This window comes from Viridibacillus sp. d25.2 (assembly GCF_055456015.2).
The window spans coordinates 245,863-272,684 of sequence record NZ_CM196652.1 but is presented as its reverse complement, the minus strand read 5'-3'; the positions used below and the strand labels follow the sequence as shown (position 1 = coordinate 272,684).

The 26,822-nt window shown below is 39.3% G+C and carries 26 protein-coding genes, 1 tRNA gene, 3 rRNA genes and 1 other RNA gene; 2 read left to right on the top strand and 29 right to left on the bottom strand.

From position 1 onward, the window contains the following. Positions 1 to 436: 436 nt before the first annotated feature. The 11 genes from spoVG to metG form a co-directional block, all read right to left on the bottom strand. The gene (gene spoVG / locus ACZLO7_RS01355) at positions 437 to 733 is read right to left on the bottom strand and encodes a septation regulator SpoVG (RefSeq protein WP_053418378.1); all 297 of its coding nucleotides are present in this window, start codon (positions 731 to 733) and stop codon (positions 437 to 439) included. Positions 734 to 1,053: 320 nt separating this feature from the next. Next, on the bottom strand, positions 1,054 to 1,428 hold the full coding sequence (locus ACZLO7_RS01350; RefSeq protein WP_464940516.1) for a RidA family protein: 375 nt from the start codon (positions 1,426 to 1,428) through the stop codon (positions 1,054 to 1,056). Positions 1,429 to 1,445: 17 nt separating this feature from the next. Continuing rightward, complete coding sequence (gene purR / locus ACZLO7_RS01345; protein WP_038179243.1) at positions 1,446 to 2,258, bottom strand: pur operon repressor; 813 nt, start codon at positions 2,256 to 2,258, stop codon at positions 1,446 to 1,448. A 56-nt stretch (positions 2,259 to 2,314) separates the two neighbouring features. After that, complete coding sequence (gene ispE / locus ACZLO7_RS01340; RefSeq protein ID WP_464940515.1) at positions 2,315 to 3,181, bottom strand: 4-(cytidine 5'-diphospho)-2-C-methyl-D-erythritol kinase; 867 nt, start codon at positions 3,179 to 3,181, stop codon at positions 2,315 to 2,317. Between the two features lie 239 nt (positions 3,182 to 3,420). Further along, entirely contained in the window at positions 3,421 to 3,603 is a 183-nt protein-coding gene (locus tag ACZLO7_RS01335) for a small, acid-soluble spore protein, alpha/beta type (protein WP_076035404.1), read from the bottom strand. Positions 3,604 to 3,731: 128 nt separating this feature from the next. Beyond that, positions 3,732 to 3,995 (bottom strand): biofilm formation stimulator Veg, encoded by a 264-nt coding sequence (gene veg, locus ACZLO7_RS01330; protein WP_038179237.1) that lies wholly within the window; start codon positions 3,993 to 3,995, stop codon positions 3,732 to 3,734. A 157-nt stretch (positions 3,996 to 4,152) separates the two neighbouring features. Beyond that, positions 4,153 to 5,034, bottom strand: a complete 882-nt coding sequence (rsmA, locus tag ACZLO7_RS01325; protein ID WP_464940514.1) for a 16S rRNA (adenine(1518)-N(6)/adenine(1519)-N(6))-dimethyltransferase RsmA — start codon at positions 5,032 to 5,034, stop codon at positions 4,153 to 4,155. Next, on the bottom strand, positions 5,027 to 5,593 hold the full coding sequence (rnmV, locus tag ACZLO7_RS01320; RefSeq protein ID WP_464940513.1) for a ribonuclease M5: 567 nt from the start codon (positions 5,591 to 5,593) through the stop codon (positions 5,027 to 5,029). The genes rsmA and rnmV overlap by 8 nt, the downstream gene beginning before the upstream one ends. Positions 5,594 to 5,771: 178 nt before the next feature. Beyond that, on the bottom strand, positions 5,772 to 6,818 hold the full coding sequence (locus ACZLO7_RS01315) for a 3D domain-containing protein (protein WP_464940512.1): 1,047 nt from the start codon (positions 6,816 to 6,818) through the stop codon (positions 5,772 to 5,774). A gap of 130 nt (positions 6,819 to 6,948) precedes the next feature. Continuing rightward, the gene (locus tag ACZLO7_RS01310; RefSeq protein ID WP_464940511.1) at positions 6,949 to 7,719 is read right to left on the bottom strand and encodes a TatD family hydrolase; all 771 of its coding nucleotides are present in this window, start codon (positions 7,717 to 7,719) and stop codon (positions 6,949 to 6,951) included. Between the two features lie 341 nt (positions 7,720 to 8,060). Then, positions 8,061 to 10,028, bottom strand: a complete 1,968-nt coding sequence (gene metG, locus ACZLO7_RS01305; protein WP_464940510.1) for a methionine--tRNA ligase — start codon at positions 10,026 to 10,028, stop codon at positions 8,061 to 8,063. 350 nt (positions 10,029 to 10,378) lie between these two features. On the opposite strand from metG, the gene abrB reads away from it, so the two are divergent. Beyond that, positions 10,379 to 10,657, top strand: a complete 279-nt coding sequence (abrB, locus tag ACZLO7_RS01300) for a transition state genes transcriptional regulator AbrB (RefSeq protein WP_464940509.1) — start codon at positions 10,379 to 10,381, stop codon at positions 10,655 to 10,657. 144 nt (positions 10,658 to 10,801) lie between these two features. On the opposite strand, the gene rsmI is transcribed toward abrB, so the two are convergent. From rsmI to ffs, 18 genes are all read right to left on the bottom strand, one after another. Further along, positions 10,802 to 11,674, bottom strand: coding sequence for a 16S rRNA (cytidine(1402)-2'-O)-methyltransferase (gene rsmI / locus ACZLO7_RS01295; protein WP_464940508.1), 873 nt, complete (start codon positions 11,672 to 11,674; stop codon positions 10,802 to 10,804). Further along, entirely contained in the window at positions 11,671 to 11,934 is a 264-nt protein-coding gene (locus ACZLO7_RS01290; RefSeq protein WP_464940507.1) for a GIY-YIG nuclease family protein, read from the bottom strand. The genes rsmI and ACZLO7_RS01290 overlap by 4 nt, the downstream gene beginning before the upstream one ends. After that, positions 11,918 to 12,667, bottom strand: coding sequence for a tRNA1(Val) (adenine(37)-N6)-methyltransferase (locus ACZLO7_RS01285; protein ID WP_464940506.1), 750 nt, complete (start codon positions 12,665 to 12,667; stop codon positions 11,918 to 11,920). Before ACZLO7_RS01285 ends, ACZLO7_RS01290 begins: the two co-directional genes overlap by 17 nt. A 62-nt stretch (positions 12,668 to 12,729) precedes the next feature. After that, positions 12,730 to 13,095: a DNA replication initiation control protein YabA gene (gene yabA, locus ACZLO7_RS01280; protein WP_464940505.1), complete on the bottom strand. Its 366-nt coding sequence runs from the start codon at positions 13,093 to 13,095 to the stop codon at positions 12,730 to 12,732. A 22-nt stretch (positions 13,096 to 13,117) separates the two neighbouring features. After that, on the bottom strand, positions 13,118 to 13,936 hold the full coding sequence (locus tag ACZLO7_RS01275) for a PSP1 domain-containing protein (protein ID WP_464940504.1): 819 nt from the start codon (positions 13,934 to 13,936) through the stop codon (positions 13,118 to 13,120). Beyond that, entirely contained in the window at positions 13,929 to 14,933 is a 1,005-nt protein-coding gene (holB, locus tag ACZLO7_RS01270) for a DNA polymerase III subunit delta' (RefSeq protein WP_464940545.1), read from the bottom strand. The genes ACZLO7_RS01275 and holB overlap by 8 nt, the downstream gene beginning before the upstream one ends. 67 nt (positions 14,934 to 15,000) lie before the next feature. Continuing rightward, entirely contained in the window at positions 15,001 to 15,438 is a 438-nt protein-coding gene (locus tag ACZLO7_RS01265; protein WP_464940503.1) for a YaaR family protein, read from the bottom strand. Positions 15,439 to 15,457: 19 nt separating this feature from the next. After that, positions 15,458 to 15,787, bottom strand: coding sequence for a cyclic di-AMP receptor DarA (gene darA / locus ACZLO7_RS01260; RefSeq protein ID WP_427752926.1), 330 nt, complete (start codon positions 15,785 to 15,787; stop codon positions 15,458 to 15,460). A 72-nt stretch (positions 15,788 to 15,859) separates the two neighbouring features. Beyond that, on the bottom strand, positions 15,860 to 16,486 hold the full coding sequence (tmk, locus tag ACZLO7_RS01255; RefSeq protein ID WP_464940502.1) for a dTMP kinase: 627 nt from the start codon (positions 16,484 to 16,486) through the stop codon (positions 15,860 to 15,862). A 796-nt stretch (positions 16,487 to 17,282) separates the two neighbouring features. Beyond that, positions 17,283 to 17,398 (bottom strand): 5S ribosomal RNA (gene rrf, locus ACZLO7_RS01250). Positions 17,399 to 17,497: 99 nt separating this feature from the next. Continuing rightward, a 23S ribosomal RNA gene (locus ACZLO7_RS01245) occupies positions 17,498 to 20,427 on the bottom strand. 184 nt (positions 20,428 to 20,611) lie between these two features. Next, positions 20,612 to 22,164 (bottom strand): 16S ribosomal RNA (locus ACZLO7_RS01240). Together the 16S, 23S and 5S rRNA genes form the textbook arrangement of a ribosomal RNA operon. Positions 22,165 to 22,553: 389 nt before the next feature. Further along, positions 22,554 to 22,832 (bottom strand): pro-sigmaK processing inhibitor BofA family protein, encoded by a 279-nt coding sequence (locus ACZLO7_RS01235; protein WP_464941277.1) that lies wholly within the window; start codon positions 22,830 to 22,832, stop codon positions 22,554 to 22,556. Between the two features lie 59 nt (positions 22,833 to 22,891). Beyond that, complete coding sequence (locus tag ACZLO7_RS01230; RefSeq protein WP_427754202.1) at positions 22,892 to 23,107, bottom strand: YaaL family protein; 216 nt, start codon at positions 23,105 to 23,107, stop codon at positions 22,892 to 22,894. Between the two features lie 18 nt (positions 23,108 to 23,125). After that, on the bottom strand, positions 23,126 to 23,722 hold the full coding sequence (gene recR / locus ACZLO7_RS01225) for a recombination mediator RecR (RefSeq protein ID WP_038181014.1): 597 nt from the start codon (positions 23,720 to 23,722) through the stop codon (positions 23,126 to 23,128). 11 nt (positions 23,723 to 23,733) lie between these two features. Beyond that, on the bottom strand, positions 23,734 to 24,054 hold the full coding sequence (locus ACZLO7_RS01220) for a YbaB/EbfC family nucleoid-associated protein (RefSeq protein WP_390395659.1): 321 nt from the start codon (positions 24,052 to 24,054) through the stop codon (positions 23,734 to 23,736). Positions 24,055 to 24,083: 29 nt separating this feature from the next. Beyond that, entirely contained in the window at positions 24,084 to 25,865 is a 1,782-nt protein-coding gene (gene dnaX / locus ACZLO7_RS01215; RefSeq protein WP_464941276.1) for a DNA polymerase III subunit gamma/tau, read from the bottom strand. A 144-nt stretch (positions 25,866 to 26,009) separates the two neighbouring features. Further along, positions 26,010 to 26,276, bottom strand: an RNA gene (gene ffs / locus ACZLO7_RS01210) — signal recognition particle sRNA large type. A gap of 269 nt (positions 26,277 to 26,545) precedes the next feature. On the opposite strand from ffs, the gene ACZLO7_RS01205 reads away from it, so the two are divergent. Beyond that, positions 26,546 to 26,638: transfer RNA gene (locus ACZLO7_RS01205), tRNA-Ser, on the top strand. Positions 26,639 to 26,822 lie beyond the last annotated feature (184 nt).

Below are 26,822 nucleotides of genomic sequence, written 5' to 3'. Positions count from 1 at the left end.
AGCAAATTTAGTTTATTTTCAAGGCTTCTCCACTTGACAAAACTATGACAAACAATTTATTATTAAAATCTTTTGTTTTTTTATAAAAAAATTCCAGTAACTATACTTATAAATAAGAAAACACTTTAAAGTGTTCACCACCTAATAAACAGCAATTACTCTATAATAATCAAAATTATAAAAACTACTTCCAAATTATCTTCATTTACTCTCCAAGTTGATACATTTATTTATATATGCTTAAAAGTAAAATTAATTAAAACCTAAACACCCCACTCATATATGAATTATTTTTGATAAATTTTTAAAAAGAAATCTCATTCTTTTGTATAATAGATTCCAGCTGAAAGATTTCCTCTTTTCATTAAACTAGCAAGCATAAAAATCTGATATAAAAAAAGAGCCCATTCATATGAATGGGCTCTAAATTTACGGATTATTGAATTTCTTGATGCTCTTCATAAACCGTCGCATCTTCATCACTCGACTCTTCGTAAGCTTTCAGTACAGCTTCTTGAATTTTTGTACGAGTTCCAGAATTAATCGGATGTGCAATGTCACGAAACTCTCCGTCTGGTGTACGTTTACTAGGCATTGCTACGAATAGCCCTGCATTACCATCAATGACGCGAATATCATGCACTACAAATTCGTTGTCAAGTGTGATGGAAGCAATGGCACGCATACGTCCATCAGTTTGTACACGTCGTAATCTTACATCTGTAACTTCCATTCTCTCACCACCTCTCATCTAAGATGCCAAAATGACTCTATCTACTCTAATTCTATGTAAATTTATATATTCCTTCTTTTTCCTTATTTTTATTTTTTAATAATTTCGAATGTTTACAATCCTATTAATCAATTATGCCGAGGCATAATTGCGTCCGGAATCGGTCGGAGGCTTTAACTTATAATCACCTTAAATCATTTATTCAGTATACTTTCCAACAAAATAATGATTCTATAAAAAAAAAGACTATCAAATAAGCTCAACAGCTTATTGATAGTCTTTCCATATTTTTTTAGTCGTTTCTCGCACCTAATTGGTACTTAGCCGATTACTGCAATGACTTCAATTTCTACTTTTGCATCTTTAGGCAGACGCGCTACTTCTACAGTTGTACGAGCAGGCTTATGCTCCCCAAAGTGCTGAGCATATACTTCATTCATTGCTGCAAAATCATTCATATCCGCAATAAATACCGTTGTTTTAACTACTTTTTCTAAAGAAGTGCCTGCTTCTTTAAGAACTGCTTTTAAATTCTCAAAAACTTGGTTTGTTTGTTCAGTGATGTCACCATCTACAAACTCTCCGGCTGGTGTTAACGGAATTTGACCTGAGCTATAAAAAACATTATTTAAAATCATACCTTGTACGTATGGGCCAATTGCTGCTGGCGCATTTTTTGTTGCTACTACTTGCATCTTTCATTTCCACCCTTCTAAAAATAGTTTCCTTCACTTAAAGCAATTGTACGATCCTTTTCATTCACTTCTTTTAATTTTACAAGTGAATAATAATCATCTACTAAGCGCTCGTCAAGATGTTCGGCCTCTACTAACACAGCGATGCCAGCTAGTGTACAGTCGAATTCTTCTAATAAGTTTTTCATGCCATTCATTGTACCGCCAACTTTCATAAAGTCGTCGGTAATAAGTACGCGTTGGCCACTTTGCATGCTACGCTTTGATAGTACCATCGTTTGAATACGACGCGATGAACCAGATACATAGTTAATACTCACAGTGGAGCCCTCTGTCACTTTGTTATCACGACGAACTACAACTACAGGTACATTTAAATGTCTCGCAATAGCGTGAGCAATCGAAATACCTTTTGTTGCTACTGTCATAATAACATCTATTTCTTTATCGCAAAATGCCGAAGCAAATACTTTTCCAACACGATTCATTAACTCGGGATTACCAAGTAAATCTGTCATAAATAAGTATCCACCTGGCAATAGTCGATCTGAATGACTTAACTCTTTTAAAAGCTCTTGCATCACTTCTTTAACAGCCTCTTCTGGCATTTTAGGAATATACTTTACTCCCCCAGCTGCTCCTGGAACAGTCACAAGTAGTCCAATCCCTCTTTCCTCAAATGTATCTTTAACAATCGATAAATCTTCACTAATAGAAGATTTAGCCGATTGATACAATTCTGCGAAAAATGTAAGAGGGATTAATTGCTGTGGATGCTCCAATAAATAATGCGTCATGTCAACAAGGCGTTCGCTACGCTTCCATTTCATGAAATCCTCTCCTAAACACGAATGATTTATACAAAAAATACCACAATTATACGTATTTAAGCAAGCGAATCGCGATCTCCAAGCATACGAATTGCATATACTTCATCACAGAAACCTCTTAACCCATTATAAATACGACTTACACGTGCCTCATTCTGTACGAGGCCAAACACCGTTGGACCGCTACCACTCATTAATACGGCATCGGCTCCAAAACGTTTCATTTGTTCTTTAATCACTGCTACTTCTGGATGTAATTTTAATGTAACCGTTTCTAATACATTCCCGACTGTATCACACAGCAATTCATAATCATCCGCTTCAATAGCTTGAATCATTTGTTGTGTATTCGGATGGACAACCTCTTCCACGTTTAAACCACCATAAACAGCCGCTGTTGAGACGCCAATCGTTGGCTTAGCTAGTACTACCCAGCAACTTGGAGGCGCTGAAATAGCCTTTATATGCTCTCCTCGGCCTGTTGCGAGCGCAGTACCTCCATAAACACAAAAAGATACATCAGAACCAATCTTAGCTCCTAACTCTGCGATTTCATCCATAGTTAAGTTTAAGTTCCATAATGTATTTAAGCCTTTCAAAGTTGCGGCAGCATCACTACTACCTCCAGCTAGTCCAGCTGCTACTGGAATATGTTTTTCAATAGTAATAGATACACCTTTGTCTATATTGTATGTATCTTTTAATAATTTAGCTGCTTGATAAGCTAGGTTTCTTTGATCATCAGGTACAAAACGATCTGTCGAATGAATTTTAATAAGCCCATCTTTTCTAGTTCTAAGGCCAACTCTATCAGCGAGATCAACCGTTGTCATAATCATCTCTACTTCATGGTAGCCATCAGGACGTTTGTAAAGTACATCTAGTGTTAAATTAATCTTGGCAGGTGCTTTTACGTAAAGCATAACGCTGCCCCCTTCCTAGCAGGTTTTATATAAAAAAAGTGATTCTTTTATTCGTGCTTTTTTCACTGATTATTATTCTACCACAGGAAGACCTTTGTAAATAAACTTCTACCTTAGCAATTGAGAGATTTTTATCCCAGTTGAATCTTTGTGTAAAAAATGAAAAGCTACCTCACAGTTGAAAGCTTAAGCTGTGAGGTAGCCAGTTGTCAGTTCATCAATTTTGGCCAATCATCAATCTACTTTGATTTCGCTTCTTCAGCTAATTGCTGTTGTGCCATTTCGATTGCTCTTTTGACCATGTTACCGGCATCTCGTGATTTGATCCCGCCCCATCCTTCTCGCTCTACTACATCGTAAAATCCAAGATCTTTTGCGATTTCTTCTTTCAAACGATCCGACATGATACGTTTTCTTGCCATCCGAAATTCCTCCTTAGATGACTGACAATTATAGTATGTTCAAAAAAAAAACAAAAACACTCATAAAATATTCTTACGCAAAGAATACGTTACAAGTGTCCGAAAAAAATATTCGATTATAAATGCACTTACTTGGCGATGACCAATTCTTTGATGTCATCGTCAAATGTAATCTCTACTGCTTCTGTTAAAATATCTGTGTAGCTGTAAGAAACTCGCTCAAAAGCGTTTTCATCTTGATCAAGATCAACTACAAATACTGCGCGATATGTTTCACGTAATATTCCAGCGCGCTCAACCGTTTTCTTGCGACCACCGTTTGCTTTTAATTGCAAACGTCTACCCAAATGACAATCTAACGACTTCTTAATGTCGGCTAAAGTTTTTGGCATTTTCGCTTACACCTCACTATAAACCATTATACATTAGGGAATCTAATTCGTCAAGTCAAATAAATTATTTTATCAATCCACAATAGTGATGTCAATTGTTTTTTGTTCAAAAATCTATATTTTTTTTACGAGTGTTCAGAGATTGTAACAGAAACGTTTATTGACGGAAGGTAGGATAAAGTGCATCAGCCAGCTGTCCAAACTCAATAATAGATAGAGTTTCACCGCGACGAGTTGGGTCAATATTACAATCAGATAGTGCTTTTAGAATTTTTTCTTTCTTTTCTTTACCGTTCGGCAACTGTGATTGTAAGTTATTTAGAATCGTTTTACGACGTTGCGCAAATGAACTTCTTGATACTTCAAATAAGAATTCTTCATCTATTACATCTACTGGTGGCTCTGCATGACGCGTTAAGCGAATCACTGCTGAATCTACATTCGGCTGTGGCATGAAAACAGTTTTTGGTACAATCATCACTACTTCAGCTTTCATGTAATATTGGATAGCAATCGATAATGACCCATACGCTTTTGTACCAGGCTGTGCCGAAATACGATCTGCTACTTCTTTTTGCATCATCACGACCATACCACGTATAGGTAGTTTCTCCATTAATAATTTTAGTAAAATAGGAGTTGTTACGTAGTAGGGTAAATTCGCCACTACCATAATGTCTTTGTACTTCGCAAATTCCGAGCTTAACTCCTCAGCTACATTTGCTTTTAAAATATCCGAATGTACTACTTTCACATTATCATATGGGCTTAATGTGTCTTCTAGAACTGGTAATAAACGTTGATCAATCTCAAACGATACAACCTGCCCTGCTGAGCGAGCTAAATGCTCCGTTAAGGCGCCTATACCAGGACCAACCTCAATTGCCACACTATCTTCTGTTAAATCAGCATAGCTTACTATGTTACGAAGAATATTAGGGTCAATTAAAAAATTTTGCCCTAAACTTTTTTTGAATGAAAAGCCATATTTCTTTAAAATCTCTTGCGTGCGTAAAGGCGTTGCAATATCTTTATGCATTTTGTTCCTCCTGATTTATCTGTGTAATTGCTTCTCCGAATTGCTCTAAAGTTATTTGAAACATTTGTAATCGTTTGTGCAATTGTTTGCCATTCGTTGAACCTATATTTAATAATTCACCTATTCGTTCTCTACGTGCTTTTGCATTAGGATGTGATAATAGCTGTGCCATTATTAAATCATCTAATGTGATAATCTGTACATCCTCTTTTGCCCCTCTTTGTGTATAAACATTTGAAAGGGCATAACGAATATCTCCGTCTTTTGCATGTTCTATACCTAGACTTTTACCGTTTTTGGAAATCGTTTTCTTTTTCGGTAAAAATGCATGTTTTACATCCGGCACTCTTTGTTCAATAATCGCACGAATACGTCTCCCTGGATAATCTGGATCCGTAAAAACGATGACACCTCGTTTTTCTTGGGCATGTTGAATTCGTTGTAGAACTTCCTCTGAAATAGCGGAACCGTTCGTTTCGATCGTATCTGCATGAACAGCCCGTTTAATTGCTGTCGTATCGTCTTTTCCTTCGACCACAATAAATTCCTTTATTTCCACGGATATCTTATCCTCTTTTCTAAAATGTCCTTTGACTATTTTACTGCTTTATTACTTATATTGTACAGTAGCTTGAGCAAGATGACTCGTTTTCACTCGGCAAGACGGTTCCCAATAAAAAAAGCTCCCCTTACAAATGCAAGGAAAGCTTTTCATTTCTATATGTTAAACGACAGTATTAGTTTAATACTTTTATTTTAACTCTTTTACGACCCCAATTATAAACAGCTTGCTTATTTGAAATAAAGACATCGATTTTGCTTCCTTTAATCGCGCCACCAGTATCCCCAGCAATTGCATAGCCATAATCTTCGACCCAAACTTTAGAACCTAACTTAATAACTCTTGGATCAACCGCAATTACTTTTATATTCGGATTTTTTCGTAAGTCGATACCTGTAGCCGTTTTGCCCGAACAACCGTTACAGAAAGCTGTATAAGCTGTAGCTGTTACATACATAGTTTGACCACTAGACGGCTCGTCCGAACGAGATGGTGTCCTCCGTTTTGAAACTTTTTTAGTGGATGTTAAATATTTTGACGAAACATAACCCGTTTTGCCTTTATATTTAACTTTATACCAAGAACCCTTTTTACCTTTGTACGTCACTTTTTTTCCTTTTGGAATCGTTAGAAGCACTTTGTATTTTGTACCTGCACTTTTCCGTAAATTTAGGCGACCTTTAGTTTTATAGGTTTTGGCTTTGCTAACTTTGGTAATCTTGTTATTACTAACGTCAGTTGTGGAGCCCTTAGAGCCTTCCACCACATCGGTGACCTTTTGTACTCGAACATCAAAAGCCGTTGTGTTAGGTGTTTTAGCTAGCGCCTTAGTTTTTTGTTGTGCGCGTTCTATTTCGCCTGACTCAACTATTGGTTGCTTTAAAAAGTCAGCGACCGTAGTCGAAGTGGTTCCTGCCATCTTGTTGCTACCATCACCTTGGATGGTTAAATTTAATGCCTGTTCATACGAATTTTTATTATTATTTTTAAAATTCGTATTCACTGAGGTTTGTATTTTATCATTGTCGGATGTTTTAACTCCGGCAATATTGTTTTGTGCTGTAACTTCTTGATGATCACCGTTTACCACGGTTGTGTTTGTACTTTCGAATAAATTCGAAGCTACGAAAGCAATTACTAGTGCGATAGACAATACCATCATCACTGTCTGCTTACTCCTCAATGATCTTGAAAACAGGTTTTTCATGGAATTTTTTGTCATGAAAAACGCCTCCTTATCACTCGTTGGATTATATAGACCTTCTTTTTAGCTGTCAACACCTAAGATTTTTCCCTAATTTTGACAACACAGCAAGTTTTCCTATCCGAAGTAAGGGAGGCGACCCTGCATTTTATTTTGTAATTTTATAAAAACGGTGGGCATTGGCGGTTGTTGCCGATGCTACTTCTTCTACCGATATTTCCTTTAGGCGCGCTATTTCTTCTGCTACTAACGGTACTAATGATGGCTCATTTCTTTTACCTCGATGTGGGTGAGGGGCCAAGTAAGGAGCATCTGTTTCAATCATCAAATATTCAAGTGGAATTTCTTTTGCAACTTCTTTTGGTTTTTTTGCATTTTTGAACGTAACTGGACCACCTAAGCTGATCATGAAATTCATGTTGATGCACTCTTTTGCAATTTCTACGCTACCGCTATAACAGTGCATAACTCCGCCTGTAATTTCTGCATGCTCTTCTTTCAAAATGCGCACACAATCTTCTGTTGCATCACGATTATGAATGACGATTGGTAAATCTAATTTTTGTGCCAATCGAATTTGTTTACGCAATAACTCTTGTTGTATTTCTTTTGGTGATTTATCCCAATAATAATCAAGTCCTGTTTCACCGATTGCTACTACTTTAGGATGGGCTGCTAATTCCTCAATCCATTGTAAATCCTCTTCTGTGCAGTCAATTGCATCTACAGGATGCCAACCGATTACAGCATACAAAAATGGATATTCATCAATCAACTTCATCGCTTTTTCAATTGTTGGTCTGTCAAAACCTACGACAACCATCTCTTTTACGCCAGCGTCTAATGCGCGTTGGATTACTTCTTGCAAATCCTCTTCATATTGGTCTGCATTTAAATGCACATGTGTATCGATAAACATCGTCATTCTCCTCACAGTAGTTTTATTTTAGACAAAGAACAGATTTCAGAGTTGTCATTCATATTACAATTTGATTACAAAGACTTTCTGAATTGTTTCATTAACCATATAAAGGAATATTTATAGGCATTTAAATTTCACCATGTTATTTTTATACTAATACCATATTCCAAAAACACAATTTCACAAAAAAATATCATATCCATAAATAGAACCAAGAGCCTACTAAATCATACAGTAGGCTCTTGGTTTTTCTGACAACTTAAGAAAAATAGCGATTTTTAAGGGATTTTAGGCCCCCTCATTATCAACAACATGATTCTTTAGTAGTTATTATATATTTATTTTACTTTTGCACCGTTTTCTAGTTTTTGATCAACGGTTGCTAAAGTTAAAATTCCATCTTTACTTCCTGCCAAAACCATACCTTGAGAAAGTTCACCACGAAGTTTTACTGGTTTTAAATTAGCAACAACGATAACTTTGCGTCCGATTAATTCTTCTGGTTTGTAATACTCTGCAATCCCTGAAACAACTTGGCGTTGCTCATAACCTAGATCCAATTGTAGTTTTAATAACTTATCTGCTTTCGGTATTTTATCGCATGCAGTGACAGTTGCGACACGAAGATCAACTTTCATAAAATCTTCAATAGAGATTTCTGGTACATCTTCTTCTTTTTTAGCTACCACTTCTTTTTTAGGTTCTTCAATTGGTTGAACTGAACCTCGCATTTGTTCGCGAATATAACTAACTTCTACCTCGTTATCTAGACGAGGGAAAATTGGCACACCTTTTTCAATGACTTTTTTACCAGTTGGAATTGCACCAAATTTATTTAGTGTATCCCAAGCCAATAATTCATCATCTAATCCAAGCTGTTCCATAATTTGTTTTGGTGCATTTGTCATAAATGGTTGAATCATAACTGCTATTTGTCGTAAACTTTCTGCTAAATTGGCCATTACAGTTGCTAATTGGCCTTTTAACGCTTCGTCTTTAGCTAAAACCCATGGTGCTGTTTCATCAATATATTTGTTTGTACGCGAAACTAATGCCCATACATCAGAGAGAACTACACTAAACTGCATTCTTTCCATATTTTCTTCGTATTTCGCTTTTGTGTCCACAGCTTGAGCGACAAGTGCCGCATCAAATTCCGTTGGTTCTAAACCTTCAGTTGGTATGTGTCCGTCGAAATATTTGTTCATCATAGAAACTGTACGGTTTAATAAGTTACCAAGGTCATTGGCAAGATCAAAGTTTGTTCGTTCGACAAACGATTCTGGTGAGAATACCCCATCTGATCCGAATGGTAACTCACGTAATAGGAAATAACGTGTTGCATCCAATCCATAACGCTCAACGAGCATTTCAGGATATACAACATTACCTTTAGATTTCGACATTTTGCCATCCTTCATCATTATAAAACCATGAGCAAATACTTTTTTAGGTAATGGTAAATCTAGAGCCATTAAGAAGATAGGCCAGTAAATTGTATGGAAACGTACTATATCTTTACCAACAACATGTACATCGGCCGGCCAGTACTTTTTGAATAATGTATCGTCGTTAGATAAATAGCCTAACGTTGTAATATAGTTTGTTAAAGCGTCAACCCATACATAAATAACATGTTTTGGATCTCCAGGAACTTTAATTCCCCAGTCAAAAGAAGTACGTGAAACAGATAGGTCTTCTAAACCAGGTTTGATAAAGTTATTGATCATTTCGTTTTTGCGAGATTCCGGTTCAATAAACTCTACATTATCTTCATAATATTTCAGAAGGCGATTAGCGTATTTCTTCATATTAAAGAAATACGATTCTTCTTTTACTTTATGAACAGGGCGGCCGCAGTCAGGGCAGTTGCCATTATCCAATTGTGATTCAGTAAAGTATGATTCACACGGTGTACAATACCAACCTTCATATTCCCCTTTATAAATATCACCGTTGTCTAGGAATTTTTGAAAAATCTTTTCAACAGCGTCTGTATGACGTTTTTCTGTTGTCTGGATAAAATCATCATAAGAGATGTCCATCAACTTCCAAATAGCTTTTGCTGATTCAGCAATTTCATTCACATATTCCTGTGGTTCTTTACCAGCCTCAGCTGCTTTTTCTTGAATTTTTTGACCATGCTCGTCCATCCCCGTTTGGAAACGAACGTCGTATCCTCTCAAACGTTTATAGCGTGCGATCGTATCAGAGGCTACAGTTGTATATGCAGTCCCGATATGAAATTTACCACTAGGGTAATAAATAGGTGTTGTTATATAGAATGTTTTCTTTTGATTGTCCACGAAAACTTCCTCCAGTGCTCTACAGTATACTTTCTATTCTAACCAAGTACGAAAAACCTTTCAATCAAAGATTATAAAACGATAATTTGACGAAATTTGTCGAATATTAATTTTCGAATTCGAGATACTTAAATATAGCAAAAAACTCTTATAATTTAGGCTTTTTCGAGAGGTAAAGTCAAAATTATATGTAATTACTACTTAAAGAACGGAATTTATTTGAAAAAAAATATCATTTTTAAACAAAAATAATTGACGTTTATGGCATTAGTTGGTATGATAAACAACAGACACAGAATCTATGTCGAAATTTGACGAAAAATCATAATAATATAGGAGGAATTCTTGTCATGAAATCTACTGGTATTGTCCGCAAAGTTGATGAATTAGGTCGCGTGGTTATTCCTATCGAACTTCGCCGTACTCTAGGAATTGCTGAAAAAGACGCTCTTGAAATTTACGTTGATGATGATAAAATCATCTTAAAAAAATATTTACCTAATATGACTTGTGCAGTAACAGGCGAAGTGTCTGATGATAACTTCCGTCTTGCTGGTGGTAGCTTAATCCTAAGCCCTGAAGGCGCTGAGATCCTTGTAAAAGAAATCCAAAATAAATTAACTAAATAATTTAGAGGATTTGATTATATTCGAGCAACAAGTTGTACAATAACAAATAAATTATTACCTACCTTGTTTTTCAAATGTGATTTCATATATAGAAAACATCCGAAATATTCGCCATTTCGGATGTTTTTTATTTTATAGAACGTATTATTCTACATGATAAGCTTGATACACATCTCGCTTAGCAAGGCCTCTTACTTTTGCCACTTCTTTAATAGCATCTTTAGATGATAGCTGCTGTCCTTCTATTAACTTATTTATGTGGTCGACAACCGTGAGCTCGTCCCACCAAGCTACTTCCTTTTCTTCATCAGCATTTGCATTACCTTCTAAAACAATACAAAATTCTCCCCGAATTTCACTTTCAACTGCCCACTCTAATGCTTCATCAATTGTACCTCTTAAAAACTCCTCAAATTTCTTTGTCAATTCGCGCGCTAAAACAATCCGACGATTACCAAGAGTCGCCTGCATATCCTTTAACGTATCTTTCAAACGGTGAGGGGCTTCATAAAATAAAATTGTCTCTTGTCGTTTACTTAATTTTTCTAAAGCATCTTTACGTTCTTTCTTTTGACGACTCAAAAATCCATAGAAGAAGAATGGTTGAGGGATTAAGCCTGATGCGATTAGAGCAGTGATAGCTGCGTTAGCACCTGGTATGGGTACTACTGCAAAATCTTCTTCAATTGCCTTTGCAGCAATATCTGCACCTGGATCTGATATACACGGTAAACCTGCGTCACTTACTAATGCAACTGTTTTGCCTTCACGTAAATAGTTTAGAAGCTTTTCACCACCATACTCCTTATTATGATCATGGTAACTAACAAGTGGTGTAGCAATTTCAAAGTAGTTACAAAGTTTCTTTGTATTACGTGTATCTTCTGCTGCGATGACATCAGCTTCTTTTAGAATACGAATAGCTCGCATAGTCATGTCTTCTAAATTACCAATAGGTGTAGCAACTAAGTATAGGCAACTCGCCTTTTCATGCATGGCGCTTTTTTGTGATTTCACAGTTCTCCGCTCCTTATATGGTCAATCTTTTGTTTCCGTGTTAATTGTTTGAATGCGTATTCAGCTCGCATTGCTTCTTGCTTTGTCTCGTAATCTTCAAAGTAAATGCAACGTACAGGTAAACGCGCTCTTGTATACTTAGCACCTCTGCCTTGATTATGGACACTGATGCGATGTTCTAAATCATTTGTATAACCTGTATAGTAAGTTCCATCACCACATTCGAGAACATACATGAGATGCTTATTGTTCTTTTCCATATAGCATCTCTCTCACTTCAGCTGTATATTCACCATCTTCTCCATATACATAAAGAGGAGGCAAAATCTTTAAATCTGGCTTGCCATCTTTGATTCCTTCTATTAATAAGGTATTTGCTTCTTTCCCAGCTTTCGGATAAACAAAGCGTATACGTTTTGGCTCCAATCGATTCGCTCGCATTGCGGTTACAATATCAAGTAAACGACCAGGACGGTGGACAAATGCGGCCTTTCCACCTTGTTTCAACAATTTACTTGTAGAAAAAACCATTTGGTCTAACGTTAAATAAATTTCGTGCCGTGCAATAGCGACATGCTCTTTCAAGTTTTTATCACTTGCCTCATGCGCAGGGAAATAAGGAGGATTACATGTCACAACATCATACTTTTCCGCGCCAAGTACAGATGCAATTGTCTTCACATCACCTTGCATAATCTCAATTTGTTCTTCTAATTTGTTATATTGAACACTTCTTTGAGCCATATCAACAAGGCGTTCTTGCAGTTCTATTCCAGTAATGTGCCCTTTTGTCCGAGCACTCAAAAATAATGGAATAGCCCCATTACCAGCGCATAAATCAATAAGCTTTCCTTTTTGATAAGGTACATTTACAAACTTTGCAAGTAACACTGCATCAAGAGAGAATGAAAACACCGATGGACTTTGAATAATGCGTAGATCCTCTGCTAAAAGATAATCGAGTCTCTCATCTTCTTTCAACCATTGTTCCATATTATTACCTCCAACATAGCAAAAGACTGACCTCCACTTTTAAAAATGGAATCAGTCTTTGTTTAGCCGTTTTGTTTATTTAAAAATGATAGGCAGAATAAACAATCCTCACCCTTACGTGAACCTCCGAAATGGACATGACATACATGGTATCCTTCATGATACAGGCGCGCTAGATTATCATAACCTTCACCAACATCAATGATTTCTACCTTTTTCGCTGAAACGTCTTTAATAACCTTTCCCTCTGGTTTAGAAGAGAGTACTTCCTCTAGACGTGTGCGAAGATGTCGATTCTCCATCTGGAGCGTTTGATGCTCTTCCATCATGAGTGCAACAAATTTCTTCAGTGCCTCAAATTGTTTCTGCATCGATTCTAGCTGTTGTTCGAACTCCATAACAGTATCTAAGAAATTACGGTCCTCCACTCAAGCCACCTCATTATTTCCACTATTGGACAGAACTTTTTTCGTGTTGTAAAATTTCTTCCAATGTATAATCCAAAATACGTTGTTGCTCAGAAAGCTCTACTTGTAGCACACGTTCTAATATATTCATACCAACTACTTTTCCACTACCATCTGGCGTTGTAATTAAAGCACCAATATCAGGCATTTGCTCTCTAGCTTCTTCATACTCGTCGTTTTCATATTTCAAGCAACACATTAAACGACCACATAACCCTGAAATTTTGGAAGGGTTAAGTGATAAATTTTGATCCTTCGCCATTTTTATAGAAACTGGTTCAAAATCACCCAAAAATGTAGAACAACATAACATTCTTCCACATGGACCTATTCCACCAAGCATCTTCGCTTCATCTCTCACACCTATTTGACGAAGTTCAATTCGTGTGCGGAAAATAGCAGCTAAGTCTTTTACTAACTCTCTAAAATCTACTCGACCTTCCGCTGTAAAATAAAAAATAATTTTATTGCGGTCAAATGTATATTCAACATCAACTAATTTCATTTCTAGTTCATGGTCTGTAATTTTTTCTGTTGCCAATTCAAAAGCACGTTTCGATTCAATAGTATTTTCATCAACTTGGAAACGGTCGCGTTCATCAGCTGGTCGTACAACTTGCTTTAATGGTAGTACAACATCACTTTCACCTACTTGTTTCATTGGGACGACGACTTTGCCGTACTCAATGCCACGTGCAGTTTCGACAATTACATACTGACCCTTACTTAATAGAAATTCTCCAGGGTCAAAATAATATATTTTACCCGCTTTTTTAAAGCGAACACCAACTACGTTATACAAAGGATTTTCCCTCCTGCAGATTCAGCATAAGCTGCTCCATCATCAGCGTTCGGTTCATGTTGCGCTGTAATTGCTGACGAGCTTGTAATATCGCCTGCAACTGCGTCGATAAACGAGTATACGTCGTCTGCAATGCAACTTTCTTCCAATACGATAACCAATCTGGATACGTACACACTGCTTCGGGATTTGCTTTAATCGCAACAATGTCACGAAATGCAAACAGCAGTAAATCTAATGCCAACTCCATTTGCTCTTTCTCTTTAAATAGTGGCAGCCAATCCTCGTGTACTGATAACATAGATTCATGTACATTAGTAAAGGTTGCTTCTACCAATTTTAACACTGTTTTTCGGGCATGCGCAAACTCATCATCTTTTGATAGAGAAAAAGCTTCCTCTAAATCGCTTGTCAACATGCTAACAGTAGCGGCCATTGAAGCCGTAATTCCCCCCGCTACAAGCTCTTTATTCATTGTTTCTCTCGATATTCCCTGAAATTTAATATGTTGGCAACGCGATCGAATAGTCGACAGCATAGCATTTATATTATCTGTAATGAAAATTGCCGTCACAATACCTTCAGGTTCTTCAAGAAACTTTAATAATTTGTTAGCAGATTGCGGATTCAAATGGTCAGCCTCATGAACGACATATACTTTTCGCCCTGCTTCTAGGCCTGTCTTATTCATCTCATGTAACAAAGCCTCAATTGCTGCTACTTTAATAAATTGACCATCAGGGTATATTTGGTGGAAATTTGGGTGATTTCCTGATTTTATGCGCTGACAATTTCGACATGTTTCACATGGAACATTTTTCCGAGGTTCCTCACAAAACATTAGTTGCACAAAGAAATGCATTATAGCTTCAGTTCCAGAACCTTTTCCACCTTCAAATATGTAAGCATGACCCAGTCTTTTTTTATCGAAAATTGTTTGGAGCTGCTTCATCACTACAGGTTGTAATTTTAGTAGCTCTTCAGCTGTCTGCACCATCATTCATCACCTTTTCATTGTTTGAAAAAATCCCGTGCTCCGGAGTTCCGAAAGACACGGGGTTTATTTACGTATATAAGTTGATTAACAACCCTTTAATCTCGCCTATTTTACTTAATAATTCAACGGAGTCTTTTTCCTGGTCTAAAATGTCTTCTGTCAATTCGATAAGCTTTTCATCAATTGTTGATACAACCTTCAATCGTCGACCTTCACCAAAACGATTCCATGTATGTGATTGTTTAAGCTCCATACCATGATCAACAGCTTCTTTTAAGAAGCGTTTTACAAACATTTTAAATTTAGCTAAGTCACGTAAATTACGAGATTTGGCAATACGATCGCCAGCTGTTGATATATCACCTAATAGTCTTGTTAGTTGCTCTGTTTGCAATCGCTGCCCTTGCTTCACTACTACATCGCCAAAACGTGTTACGGGTTGATGATTTGGTAGTGGCTGACGCGATTGATCTAAGCCTGTTCGTAAGTCTTGATTAATTTTCAATTACCTCTCGCCTCCATTATTAGAAATGGTGGAACTGTTCAATCGGTAATACGAAAACGGTAGCTCCCCCAACCTCAACTTCTACAGGATATGGAATATAAGAATCTGCATTCCCACCCATTGGTGATATTGGTGCAACCATTTGTTCACGAGCACGACAATTATCACGAATGACATCTAAAGCTTTTGAAACTAATGAATCTTCAGTACCTATAAGGAATGTCGTATTCCCCGAGCGCAGGAATCCCCCAGTACTTGCCAATTTTGTTGCACGAAACTCATTTTTCGTTAAAGCGTTTGAAAGACGGTTACTATCCTGATCTTGTACAACTGCTACAACTAATTTCATCGGCACTCACTCCTTAGTTAAATAGGTTCTTTTAATAATTATAACACAAACAAGCTAATTTCTTCATTTTCTTTATAGTTCATTTTTCAAAATTTCCCAAACATTCTCTACGACTTCATCTAAATTTTTACTTGCATCTACTATTCGAAACCGCTCTGGATTTTGATTTGCTAACAATTTATACGCTTCACATACTTTTGTATGGAATGCTAAGCTCTCTACATCTAAACGATTTACTTCACGTTCACTATGCGCATTAATTCGTGCAAGACCAACCTCTGGCTCTAAATCAAATAATATCGTCAAATCCGGCATTCTATCGCCAATAGCAAACTCATTGATAGAACGCACCCCTTCCATTCCAAGTCCTCTAGCATGTCCCTGGTAAGCTAATGATGAATCGATAAAGCGATCACACAATACTGGGATACCTAAAGCTAAAGCTGGTTCTACCTTCTCGGCAAAATGCTGGCTGCGAGCAGCTGCATATAATAGAGCCTCAGTCCTTGCGTCCATTGCTGTATGGGCAGGATTTAAAATGATATCGCGAATCTTTTCAGCTATTTCGTTGCCCCCTGGTTCACGTGTAGCAACAAACTTCTTTCCCTCCCTTTGTAGCCTTTCAACAACCATTTTCAAAACCGTAGTTTTTCCCGCTCCCTCTGGTCCTTCAATTGTTATAAATAAATTTTTCTTCATTATTATATGTTCCTCCGATAACGGATTAGTTTCGATTAATTTCTATTTACTCTATTATACAATATCTATTCTTAAAACCCGCCACTCATGCGTTATTTCACAGAACAAAAAATTCACTACACATAAGATAGACTTTATTTACCCTATTTCAAATTATTTCGATCCACTATATCTTACATTTTTTCACATTCTTCATTTTGATATATAAATAGATTTCTGCTCATTCTCGATTAATCCATAATGTCATAGGTGATTTGCTAATTAGAACATTATAGTATCTTGCTGTATATTGTGGTAGTCCCCATCTTAAATATAAACGCCATACCCATCATACCTTTTGCTGATTCACTTGCAAATATTATACCCAGTCTATATTATCTCTATTAAGGAATAACCATTTCTGTGGCGCTAGAAGATACAAAATTTCTCCTAACACTTACTTAACTTCAATATTTCTAGTTTTGGCTAAGTCTGAAACAATAAATAAAGCCACCCTAGAAATATTCCTTAGTTGAGGTAGACCTTCTAATAAAATACAATTTTCTACATACTCCCTAAAAGGTTAGTTTGCAAACATCTTAGCTGTTAGTTCTGTGCAATAAACGTTGATGCTACTGTATTCACATTAATGCCGTATTTCCCCATTCCACCTTAACCTGAACAGTACGTAGTGGGTTTAAAACATTTTAATTCAACATATATAATAGCAACTACTAAGGCGACTTTATAAGTAATTACATTTCCCAAAGAACCAATAAAAAAAGCACAACTGATTAAATCAGCTGTGCTTTAGTGTGCCTAGCAACGTCCTACTCTCACAGGGGGAAACCCCCAACTACCATCGGCGCTAAAGAGCTTAACTTCCGTGTTCGGCATGGGAACGGGTGTGACCTCTTTGCCATCATCACTAGACTATATTCGACTTTCAATACATGTTGTATTGAAACTCTTTTATAGAGAACTTGTTCTCTCAAAACTGGATAAATTACATTGAAGTTCGTTAAGTAAAATTTGGTTAAGTCCTCGATCTATTAGTATTCGTCAGCTCCGTATGTCGCCACACTTCCACCTCGAACCTATCTACCTCATCGTCTTTGAGGGATCTTACTTACTTGCGTAATGGGAAATCTCATCTTGAGGGGGGCTTCATGCTTAGATGCTTTCAGTACTTATCCCGTCCACACATAGCTACCCAGCGATGCCCTTGGCAGAACAACTGGTACACCAGCGGTGTGTCCATCCCGGTCCTCTCGTACTAAGGACAGCTCCTCTCAAATTTCCTACGCCCACGACGGATAGGGACCGAACTGTCTCACGACGTTCTGAACCCAGCTCGCGTACCGCTTTAATGGGCGAACAGCCCAACCCTTGGGACCGACTACAGCCCCAGGATGCGATGAGCCGACATCGAGGTGCCAAACCTCCCCGTCGATGTGGACTCTTGGGGGAGATAAGCCTGTTATCCCCGGGGTAGCTTTTATCCGTTGAGCGATGGCCCTTCCATGCGGAACCACCGGATCACTAAGCCCGTCTTTCGACCCTGCTCGACTTGTAGGTCTCGCAGTCAAGCTCCCTTATGCCTTTACACTCTACGAATGATTTCCAACCATTCTGAGGGAACCTTTGGGCGCCTCCGTTACTCTTTAGGAGGCGACCGCCCCAGTCAAACTGCCCGCCTGACACTGTCTCCTACCCCGCTAAGGGGCATGGGTTAGAAGTTCAATACAGCTAGGGTAGTATCCCACCAACGCCTCCTCCGAAGCTGGCGCTCCGGAATCTCTGGCTCCTACCTATCCTGTACAAGCTGTATCAAAATTCAATATCAGGCTACAGTAAAGCTCCACGGGGTCTTTCCGTCCTGTCGCGGGTAACCTGCATCTTCACAGGTACTATAATTTCACCGAGTCTCTCGTTGAGACAGTGCCCAGATCGTTACGCCTTTCGTGCGGGTCGGAACTTACCCGACAAGGAATTTCGCTACCTTAGGACCGTTATAGTTACGGCCGCCGTTTACTGGGGCTTCAATTCGCACCTTCGCTTGCGCTAAGCACTCCTCTTAACCTTCCAGCACCGGGCAGGCGTCAGCCCCTATACGTCACCTTACGGTTTTGCAGAGACCTGTGTTTTTGCTAAACAGTCGCCTGGGCCTATTCACTGCGGCTCTCTCGGGCTTTCACCCTACTAGAGCACCCCTTCTCCCGAAGTTACGGGGTCATTTTGCCGAGTTCCTTAACGAGAGTTCTCTCGCACACCTTAGGATTCTCTCCTCGACTACCTGTGTCGGTTTGCGGTACGGGCACCTTTTACCTCGCTAGAGGCTTTTCTTGGCAGTGTGAAATCAGGAACTCCGGACATACGTCCTCGTCATCACAGCTCAACGTTATAGAAATGGGATTTGCCTCATTTCACGCCTCACTGCTTGAACATGCATAACCAACAGCATGCTTACCCTATCCTACTGCGTCCCCCCATTGCTCAAATGGTAAATAGGTGGTACAGGAATATCAACCTGTTGTCCATCGCCTACGCCTATCGGCCTCGGCTTAGGTCCCGACTAACCCTGAGCGGACGAGCCTTCCTCAGGAAACCTTAGTCATTCGGTGGACGGGATTCTCACCCGTCTTTCGCTACTCATACCGGCATTCTCACTTCTAAGCGCTCCACCAGTCCTTCCGGTCTGACTTCACAGCACTTAGAACGCTCTCCTACCACGGACATCTAAGATGTCCATCCACAGCTTCGGTGAATTGTTTAGCCCCGATACATTTTCGGCGCAGCGTCACTCGACCAGTGAGCTATTACGCACTCTTTAAATGATGGCTGCTTCTGAGCCAACATCCTGGTTGTCTAAGCAACGTCACATCCTTTTCCACTTAACAATTACTTTGGGACCTTAGCTGGTGGTCTGGGCTGTTTCCCTTTTGACTACGGATCTTATCACTCGCAGTCTGACTCCCGTGCATAAATCACTGGCATTCGGAGTTTGTCTGAATTCGGTAATCCGGGATGGACCCCTAGTTCAAACAGTGCTCTACCTCCAGGATTCTCTATCACGAGGCTAGCCCTAAAGCTATTTCGGAGAGAACCAGCTATCTCCAGGTTCGATTGGAATTTCTCCGCTACCCACACCTCATCCCCGCACTTTTCAACGTACGTGGGTTCGGGCCTCCAGTAAGTGTTACCTTACCTTCACCCTGGACATGGGTAGATCACCTGGTTTCGGGTCTACAACCACATACTCATTCGCCCTATTCAGACTCGCTTTCGCTACGGCTCCGTCTTCTAAAACTTAACCTCGCATGTAATCGTAACTCGCCGGTTCATTCTACAAAAGGCACGCTATCACCCATTAACGGGCTCTAACTACTTGTAGGCACATGGTTTCAGGATCTATTTCACTCCCCTTCCGGGGTGCTTTTCACCTTTCCCTCACGGTACTGGTTCACTATCGGTCACTAGGTAGTATTTAGCCTTGGGAGATGGTCCTCCCAGATTCCGACGGAATTTCACGTGTTCCGCCGTACTCAGGATACACTCAAGAGAGAATGAACTTTCAACTACAGGGCTGTTACCTGCTCTGGCGGGCCTTTCCAGACCGCTTCGTTTAACTCATTCCTTTGTAACTCCATATAGAGTGTCCTACAACCCCAAGAGGCAAGCCTCTTGGTTTGGGCTATTCCCGTTTCGCTCGCCGCTACTCAGGGAATCGATTTTTCTTTCTCTTCCTCCAGGTACTTAGATGTTTCAGTTCCCTGGGTCTGCCATCAAAACGCTATGTATTCACGTCAAGATACTGCTCCATTACGAACAGTGGGTTCCCCCATTCGGAAATCTCCGGATCAAAGCTCACTTACAGCTCCCCGAAGCATATCGGTGTTAGTGCCGTCCTTCTTCGGCTCCTAGTGCCAAGGCATCCGCCATGCGCCCTTAATAACTTAACCTAAAAGTTAGTTATTAAGCCTAAAAAACTTAATAATAAAAAATGTGTTACTTAATTTGCTTCAATGTCGTTTTATCCAGTTTTCAAAGAACAAGGTTTTGAAGATCATTTTACAATGAGCCTTCAAAACTGAACGCAAGACGTTAATCGACAGATCCAAGATCTGTTTCCGTAATTATCCTTAGAAAGGAGGTGATCCAGCCGCACCTTCCGATACGGCTACCTTGTTACGACTTCACCCCAATCATCTATCCCACCTTCGGCGGCTGGCTCCATAAAGGTTACCTCACCGACTTCGGGTGTTACAAACTCTCGTGGTGTGACGGGCGGTGTGTACAAGGCCCGGGAACGTATTCACCGTGGCATGCTGATCCACGATTACTAGCGATTCCGGCTTCATGTAGGCGAGTTGCAGCCTACAATCCGAACTGAGAACGATTTTATGAGATTAGCATACCCTCGCGAGTTAGCGACTCTTTGTATCGTCCATTGTAGCACGTGTGTAGCCCAGGTCATAAGGGGCATGATGATTTGACGTCATCCCCACCTTCCTCCGGTTTGTCACCGGCAGTCACCTTAGAGTGCCCAACTAAATGATGGCAACTAAGATCAAGGGTTGCGCTCGTTGCGGGACTTAACCCAACATCTCACGACACGAGCTGACGACAACCATGCACCACCTGTCACCAATGCCCCCGAAGGGAAAACTCTATCTCTAGAGCGGTCATTGGGATGTCAAGACCTGGTAAGGTTCTTCGCGTTGCTTCGAATTAAACCACATGCTCCACCGCTTGTGCGGGCCCCCGTCAATTCCTTTGAGTTTCAACCTTGCGGCCGTACTCCCCAGGCGGAGTGCTTAATGCGTTAGCTGCAGCACTAAGGGGCGGAAACCCCCTAACACTTAGCACTCATCGTTTACGGCGTGGACTACCAGGGTATCTAATCCTGTTTGCTCCCCACGCTTTCGCGCCTCAGTGTCAGTTACAGACCAGAAAGTCGCCTTCGCCACTGGTGTTCCTCCAAATCTCTACGCATTTCACCGCTACACTTGGAATTCCACTTTCCTCTTCTGCACTCAAGTCTCCCAGTTTCCAATGACCCTCCACGGTTGAGCCGTGGGCTTTCACATCAGACTTAAAAAACCACCTGCGCGCGCTTTACGCCCAATAAATCCGGACAACGCTTGCCACCTACGTATTACCGCGGCTGCTGGCACGTAGTTAGCCGTGGCTTTCTAATAAGGTACCGTCAAGGTACGTTCAGTTACTAACGTACTTGTTCTTCCCTTACAACAGAGTTTTACGATCCGAAAACCTTCATCACTCACGCGGCGTTGCTCCATCAGACTTTCGTCCATTGTGGAAGATTCCCTACTGCTGCCTCCCGTAGGAGTTTGGGCCGTGTCTCAGTCCCAATGTGGCCGATCACCCTCTCAGGTCGGCTATGCATCGTTGCCTTGGTAGGCCGTTACCCCACCAACTAGCTAATGCACCGCGGGCCCATCTAGTAGTGACAGCCGAAACCGCCTTTCAGCATTTTGCCATGTGACAAAATGGATTATTCGGTATTAGCCCCGGTTTCCCGGAGTTATCCCAATCTACTAGGTAGGTTGCCCACGTGTTACTCACCCGTCCGCCGCTAAATCAGAAGAAGCAAGCTTCTTCATCATTCGCTCGACTTGCATGTATTAGGCACGCCGCCAGCGTTCGTCCTGAGCCAGGATCAAACTCTCCATAAAAGTAGTTTGAAAGCTCATTAGCTTTGCTAGCGTATCATCCGAAGATGATATCTATTTCGTTTTGATCCACCAACAGAGTTGATGTCCAAAAACATTTATTGATTAACGTCTTGCTTGTTCAGTTTTCAAGGTTCATTATGTCACAGTCGATATATAGTCGACTTACAATATTATATCAGGATAACTTGTCGTTGTCAATAACTTTTAAAATTTCTTTTTTCTAAGTTATCATCCTAATAAGTCACTCTGTTTCAGCAGCAACTTTTATATTATATCAACTACACTTCTCAGTGTCAACAACTTTTTAAAGTTGATTTAAAATTAATGCGTCACTTCAATTAGCAACCTAACTAATATAACACGCTTTAAAGGTGTGCGCAAGTCTTTTATCAAAAAAAGTTGTAGTAGATTGATATTGCTAAAACAGAGGTTACTCCGGGTATGCCTAGTAGTGCAACCAACAAGCTCGAGAAAAAATTAATAGGGACAAACAATCCTGCAAAACCTAATAAATAGTGCAGCGCAAACAACAGTACAAAAGAAAACGCTATACGGAACCAAAAAATTGATAACCATTCCATTGATTTAACCCAATGCTTTCTTGTTCTCATTAATAGGAAGAAAAAAAACAACACCCCTGCGAAACCAACAATCGGTTTCCACATCATATATGTCCAACTCCTTTTAGGCTAGTAGTGAACTATATGATTGGGATGCTGTTTTTAATTCATTTTCTTAATAAGATTTTTCGAATACGTGCTTCTTTAAATAAATAGAAGTGTTTACTTTCAGCGATTTTACGCTGCGCGATTGTATCTAAATCATAATCATCTAGTAAACCTTCAATCTCTTGCGTATACTGCCAGTCTTGTTTAGTTTCCCTCATTAGAACCACTAACTTCTCATCAAATTCATGACGTAGCTTTTGTTTACGAAAAAACATCGTGTTTCGCCCCTTGCTTTACAGTTCACGTCTTCCTTCTAACGCTTTTGATAAAGTTACTTCATCGGCATATTCCAAATCGCCACCTACTGGTAAACCATGAGCTATACGAGTTGTACGAATACCAGATGGTTTTACAAGGCGAGAAATATACATCGCAGTAGCTTCACCTTCTATAGTAGGGTTTGTAGCCAAAATCAATTCTTGTACTTGATCATCTTGTAATCTTTTTAACAATGTAGGGACATTAATATCTTCAGGACCTATACCATCCATTGGCGAGATTGCACCATGAAGCACATGATATAGACCGTGATAGTCACGCATCTTTTCCATAGCAATCACATCTTTAGGATCTTGAACAACACAGATTGTCGAAGCATCACGTTGTTTATCCTGACAAATATGACATGGGTCCACATCAGTAATATGACCACAAACTGAACAATACGTTAAATTACGTTTAGCATCAACTAAGGCTTTTGCAAAAGATAGAACAGTATCTTCTTTCATTGTTAACACAAAAAACGCCAGACGAGCCGCGGTTTTTGGCCCGATACCTGGCAATTTCATAAAACTATCGATTAATTTTGATATAGGTTCAGGATAATGCATATCAATTCCTCCTAGAACATGCCGGGAAGATTCATGCCTTTCGTGAATTGTCCCATTGTAGCATTTGTAGTTTCGTCTACTTTTTTGATTGCCTCATTTGTAGCAATGATAATTAGATCTTGCAACATTTCGATATCTTCTGGATCTACTACTGATTCATCAAGAATAACGTCAGTTACTTTCTTCTCACCAGATATAACGACTTTCACCATTCCTCCACCAGCAACACCTTCAAAAACCTGAGTAGCTAATTCCTCTTGAGCTTCCATCATTTTCTTTTGCATTTTTTGCATTTGTTTCATCATGTTATTCATGTTTCCCATACCACGCATATTAGTTTCCTCCTCAAAATAATTAAAATTCACTCTTCTAAAACTTCTACAAAACCTTTACCAAAAAACTCTTCTGCTTTTGAAACAAGCGGATCCTCAGAAGGAATCTGCTCCTCTACAAAAAGAGGTTCTGTCATATCGTTTACATTATCTGCAGGTGTTTCTTCTGATGAATGTACCTGTTTGTCCAGACCATGCTGACGAATGAAGTCTGCACGTATTTTCAGCCAATTATCCTCAGGCACTACAACGATTTCATAAGCTACACCTGTTAGTGGTTGTAAGATTGTAGACATCGCTGAAAATGTACCATTATTAGTACCGATTGTGCAATAAACTCCCTGTTTTAATTTTAACACAAACGCATTAGAAGATGCTGCAACAGGTTCAGCGTCTTCCAAAAGCGCTGATTGCGATTTTTGAAGTTGATTTAGCACATCAGACCATGCTGATTTTATCATTTGCAAATCTTTTTTCGTCGCCACTTTTAGTACTTCTTGGATACGCCCGACATTAATTTTCATGCCACTATCCACTTTTGGGCGTTGTCTTTGTTGAGCAGGTGCTGTATTTAGGTGTTGTTGGCCACCTTGCTGAAGTTGGTGAACAATTTGTTCTAATGAGGCAATTTTCGCTTCAAGATCTGCAACATTTAGCGATTCGCCAGTTTGTTGTATTGCCATTTGGCTGTTTGCTTGGACAGGCACTTGAATATTTGGTTGGCCTGTAGTAAATTGCGCCATTTTTAACAAGGCTGTTTCTAAGTATATTTTGGAATGATGTGAAAAACGCATTTCTTGTTGTGTTTTCGAAAGTATATCAACATAGCCGTATAATGCATCCGTTGTAAATTGATTCGCTAAAGTTTTGAATTTTTCATCTGATGAAGCAAGCTCAAGTAGGTCCTCTAAATCAGGTGCTGTTTGAATTAGTAATAAGTCACGGAAAAATGTGATGAGATCCTCTGATAAGCGAACTGCATCTTTCCCTTCACTTATTAGTTTTTCTAACAGCGCTAGTATTTGTGCAATATCTTTATCACCTAACGCTTTTGCTAAATCATAGAATACTTCCTGGCTAATAGACCCTGTGACGAACAAGGCATCTTCTAGGGTTAGCTTGTCTCCACTGAAAGATACGACTTGATCCAACATGCTCAAAGCGTCACGCATACCACCAGCAGCAGATTGAGCAATGACTTTCAATGATTGTTCATCATATTGTAAATCTATATCTTCTAAAACAATTTTCATGCGTTCCAATAAGTCTATAGAAGAAAGTCGTTTGAAATCAAATCTTTGACAACGTGAAATAATCGTCGCAGGCAGTTTATGCGGCTCTGTTGTCGCCAATATGAAAACAACATGCGCAGGCGGTTCCTCTAAAGTTTTAAGTAATGCATTAAAGGCGCTCGTAGATAACATATGAACTTCATCTATGATATACACTTTAAAGCGGGCACTGGCAGGTGCAAAACGTACTTTTTCAATAATTTCCCGCATTTCTTCCACACGAGAATTTGATGCCGCATCAAATTCAATTACATCAGGATGTGATCCATTTGTGATGCTAATACATGTTTTACATGTATTACATGGTTCCTCAGTTGGTGCATGCTCACAATTTAATGCTTTTGCAAATATTTTCGCAGTACTTGTTTTCCCTGTACCACGAGGGCCAGAGAATAAATAAGCGTGCGTCGTTTTATTGGCAAGGAGAGCATTTTGGAGTGTCCGTTTAACATGTGACTGTCCTGACATTTCTCTGAATGATTGCGGGCGATACACACGATAAAAAGCTTGATACGTCAACGTTTCCCTCTCCTTTTTCGCCGATTAGTTGAATGTATATATTATACCATAAGAGCACTTGTTAAAGTCTCATGATAACTTTAGATAAAGAAAAAACTCATTCGCCGAAAACGACGAATGAGTTTGAAATTTGCACGATAAATGCCGTGCACCTTCCTTCGACAGCCGTACATAAGCGTTACTTTTGTCGTTAGCTCTGATTAGGCAACCCTACGGCACATGCGATAAGCCGCTTAATGCTGCTTCCTTCCGGACCTGACATGGTTCGCGGGTACGCATTGCGTAGGACCCAATCGTCAACACTACGTGCAAAAGGCAGACCAAACATACGGGCAGCCTTGGAAAAGGACTTCAGTCTCGCTAGAGCGGATTGCGAGTTATAGGACACCGCTACCTTCCCACCTAGCACGGCATCTATTAGTATACGAAGAATAATGAAAAAAATCAATATAAAAGCTTAAAACGAAAAAAGACAATTAATAGAAGCATGGTTTTAATATCAATTAACCTAGCATTCCAAGCTCCGTTTCACCCTCTAATTAAAGTTATTTTCAATTAAAGTTATTTCATAAAAAAGAGTTCTCAAATATTAATTTAATTTTTTTAACAAAAAGTGTTGACTAGATATTTAATACGTGATAAAGTATTACTTGTCAGAACGACAACAACATATTTTCTTCGGAGGAATACCCAAGTCTGGCTGAAGGGATCGGTCTTGAAAACCGACAGGCGGGTCATACCGCGCGGGGGTTCGAATCCCTCTTCCTCCTCCATTTTATTTTTAAAAACACGCGCATAATATTGAGATTGTATTCGTTGCTAAAGTGACGAATCTTTTCTCTAATACATATAGTCAGAAATTTTAGAAACAAACACTTGTGTTTGTTTCTTTTTTGTCTTTTCATAAAAAAGAGCTGCCTGAATTAATTTAACTTATTCCCTTACTTTAAAGAACAT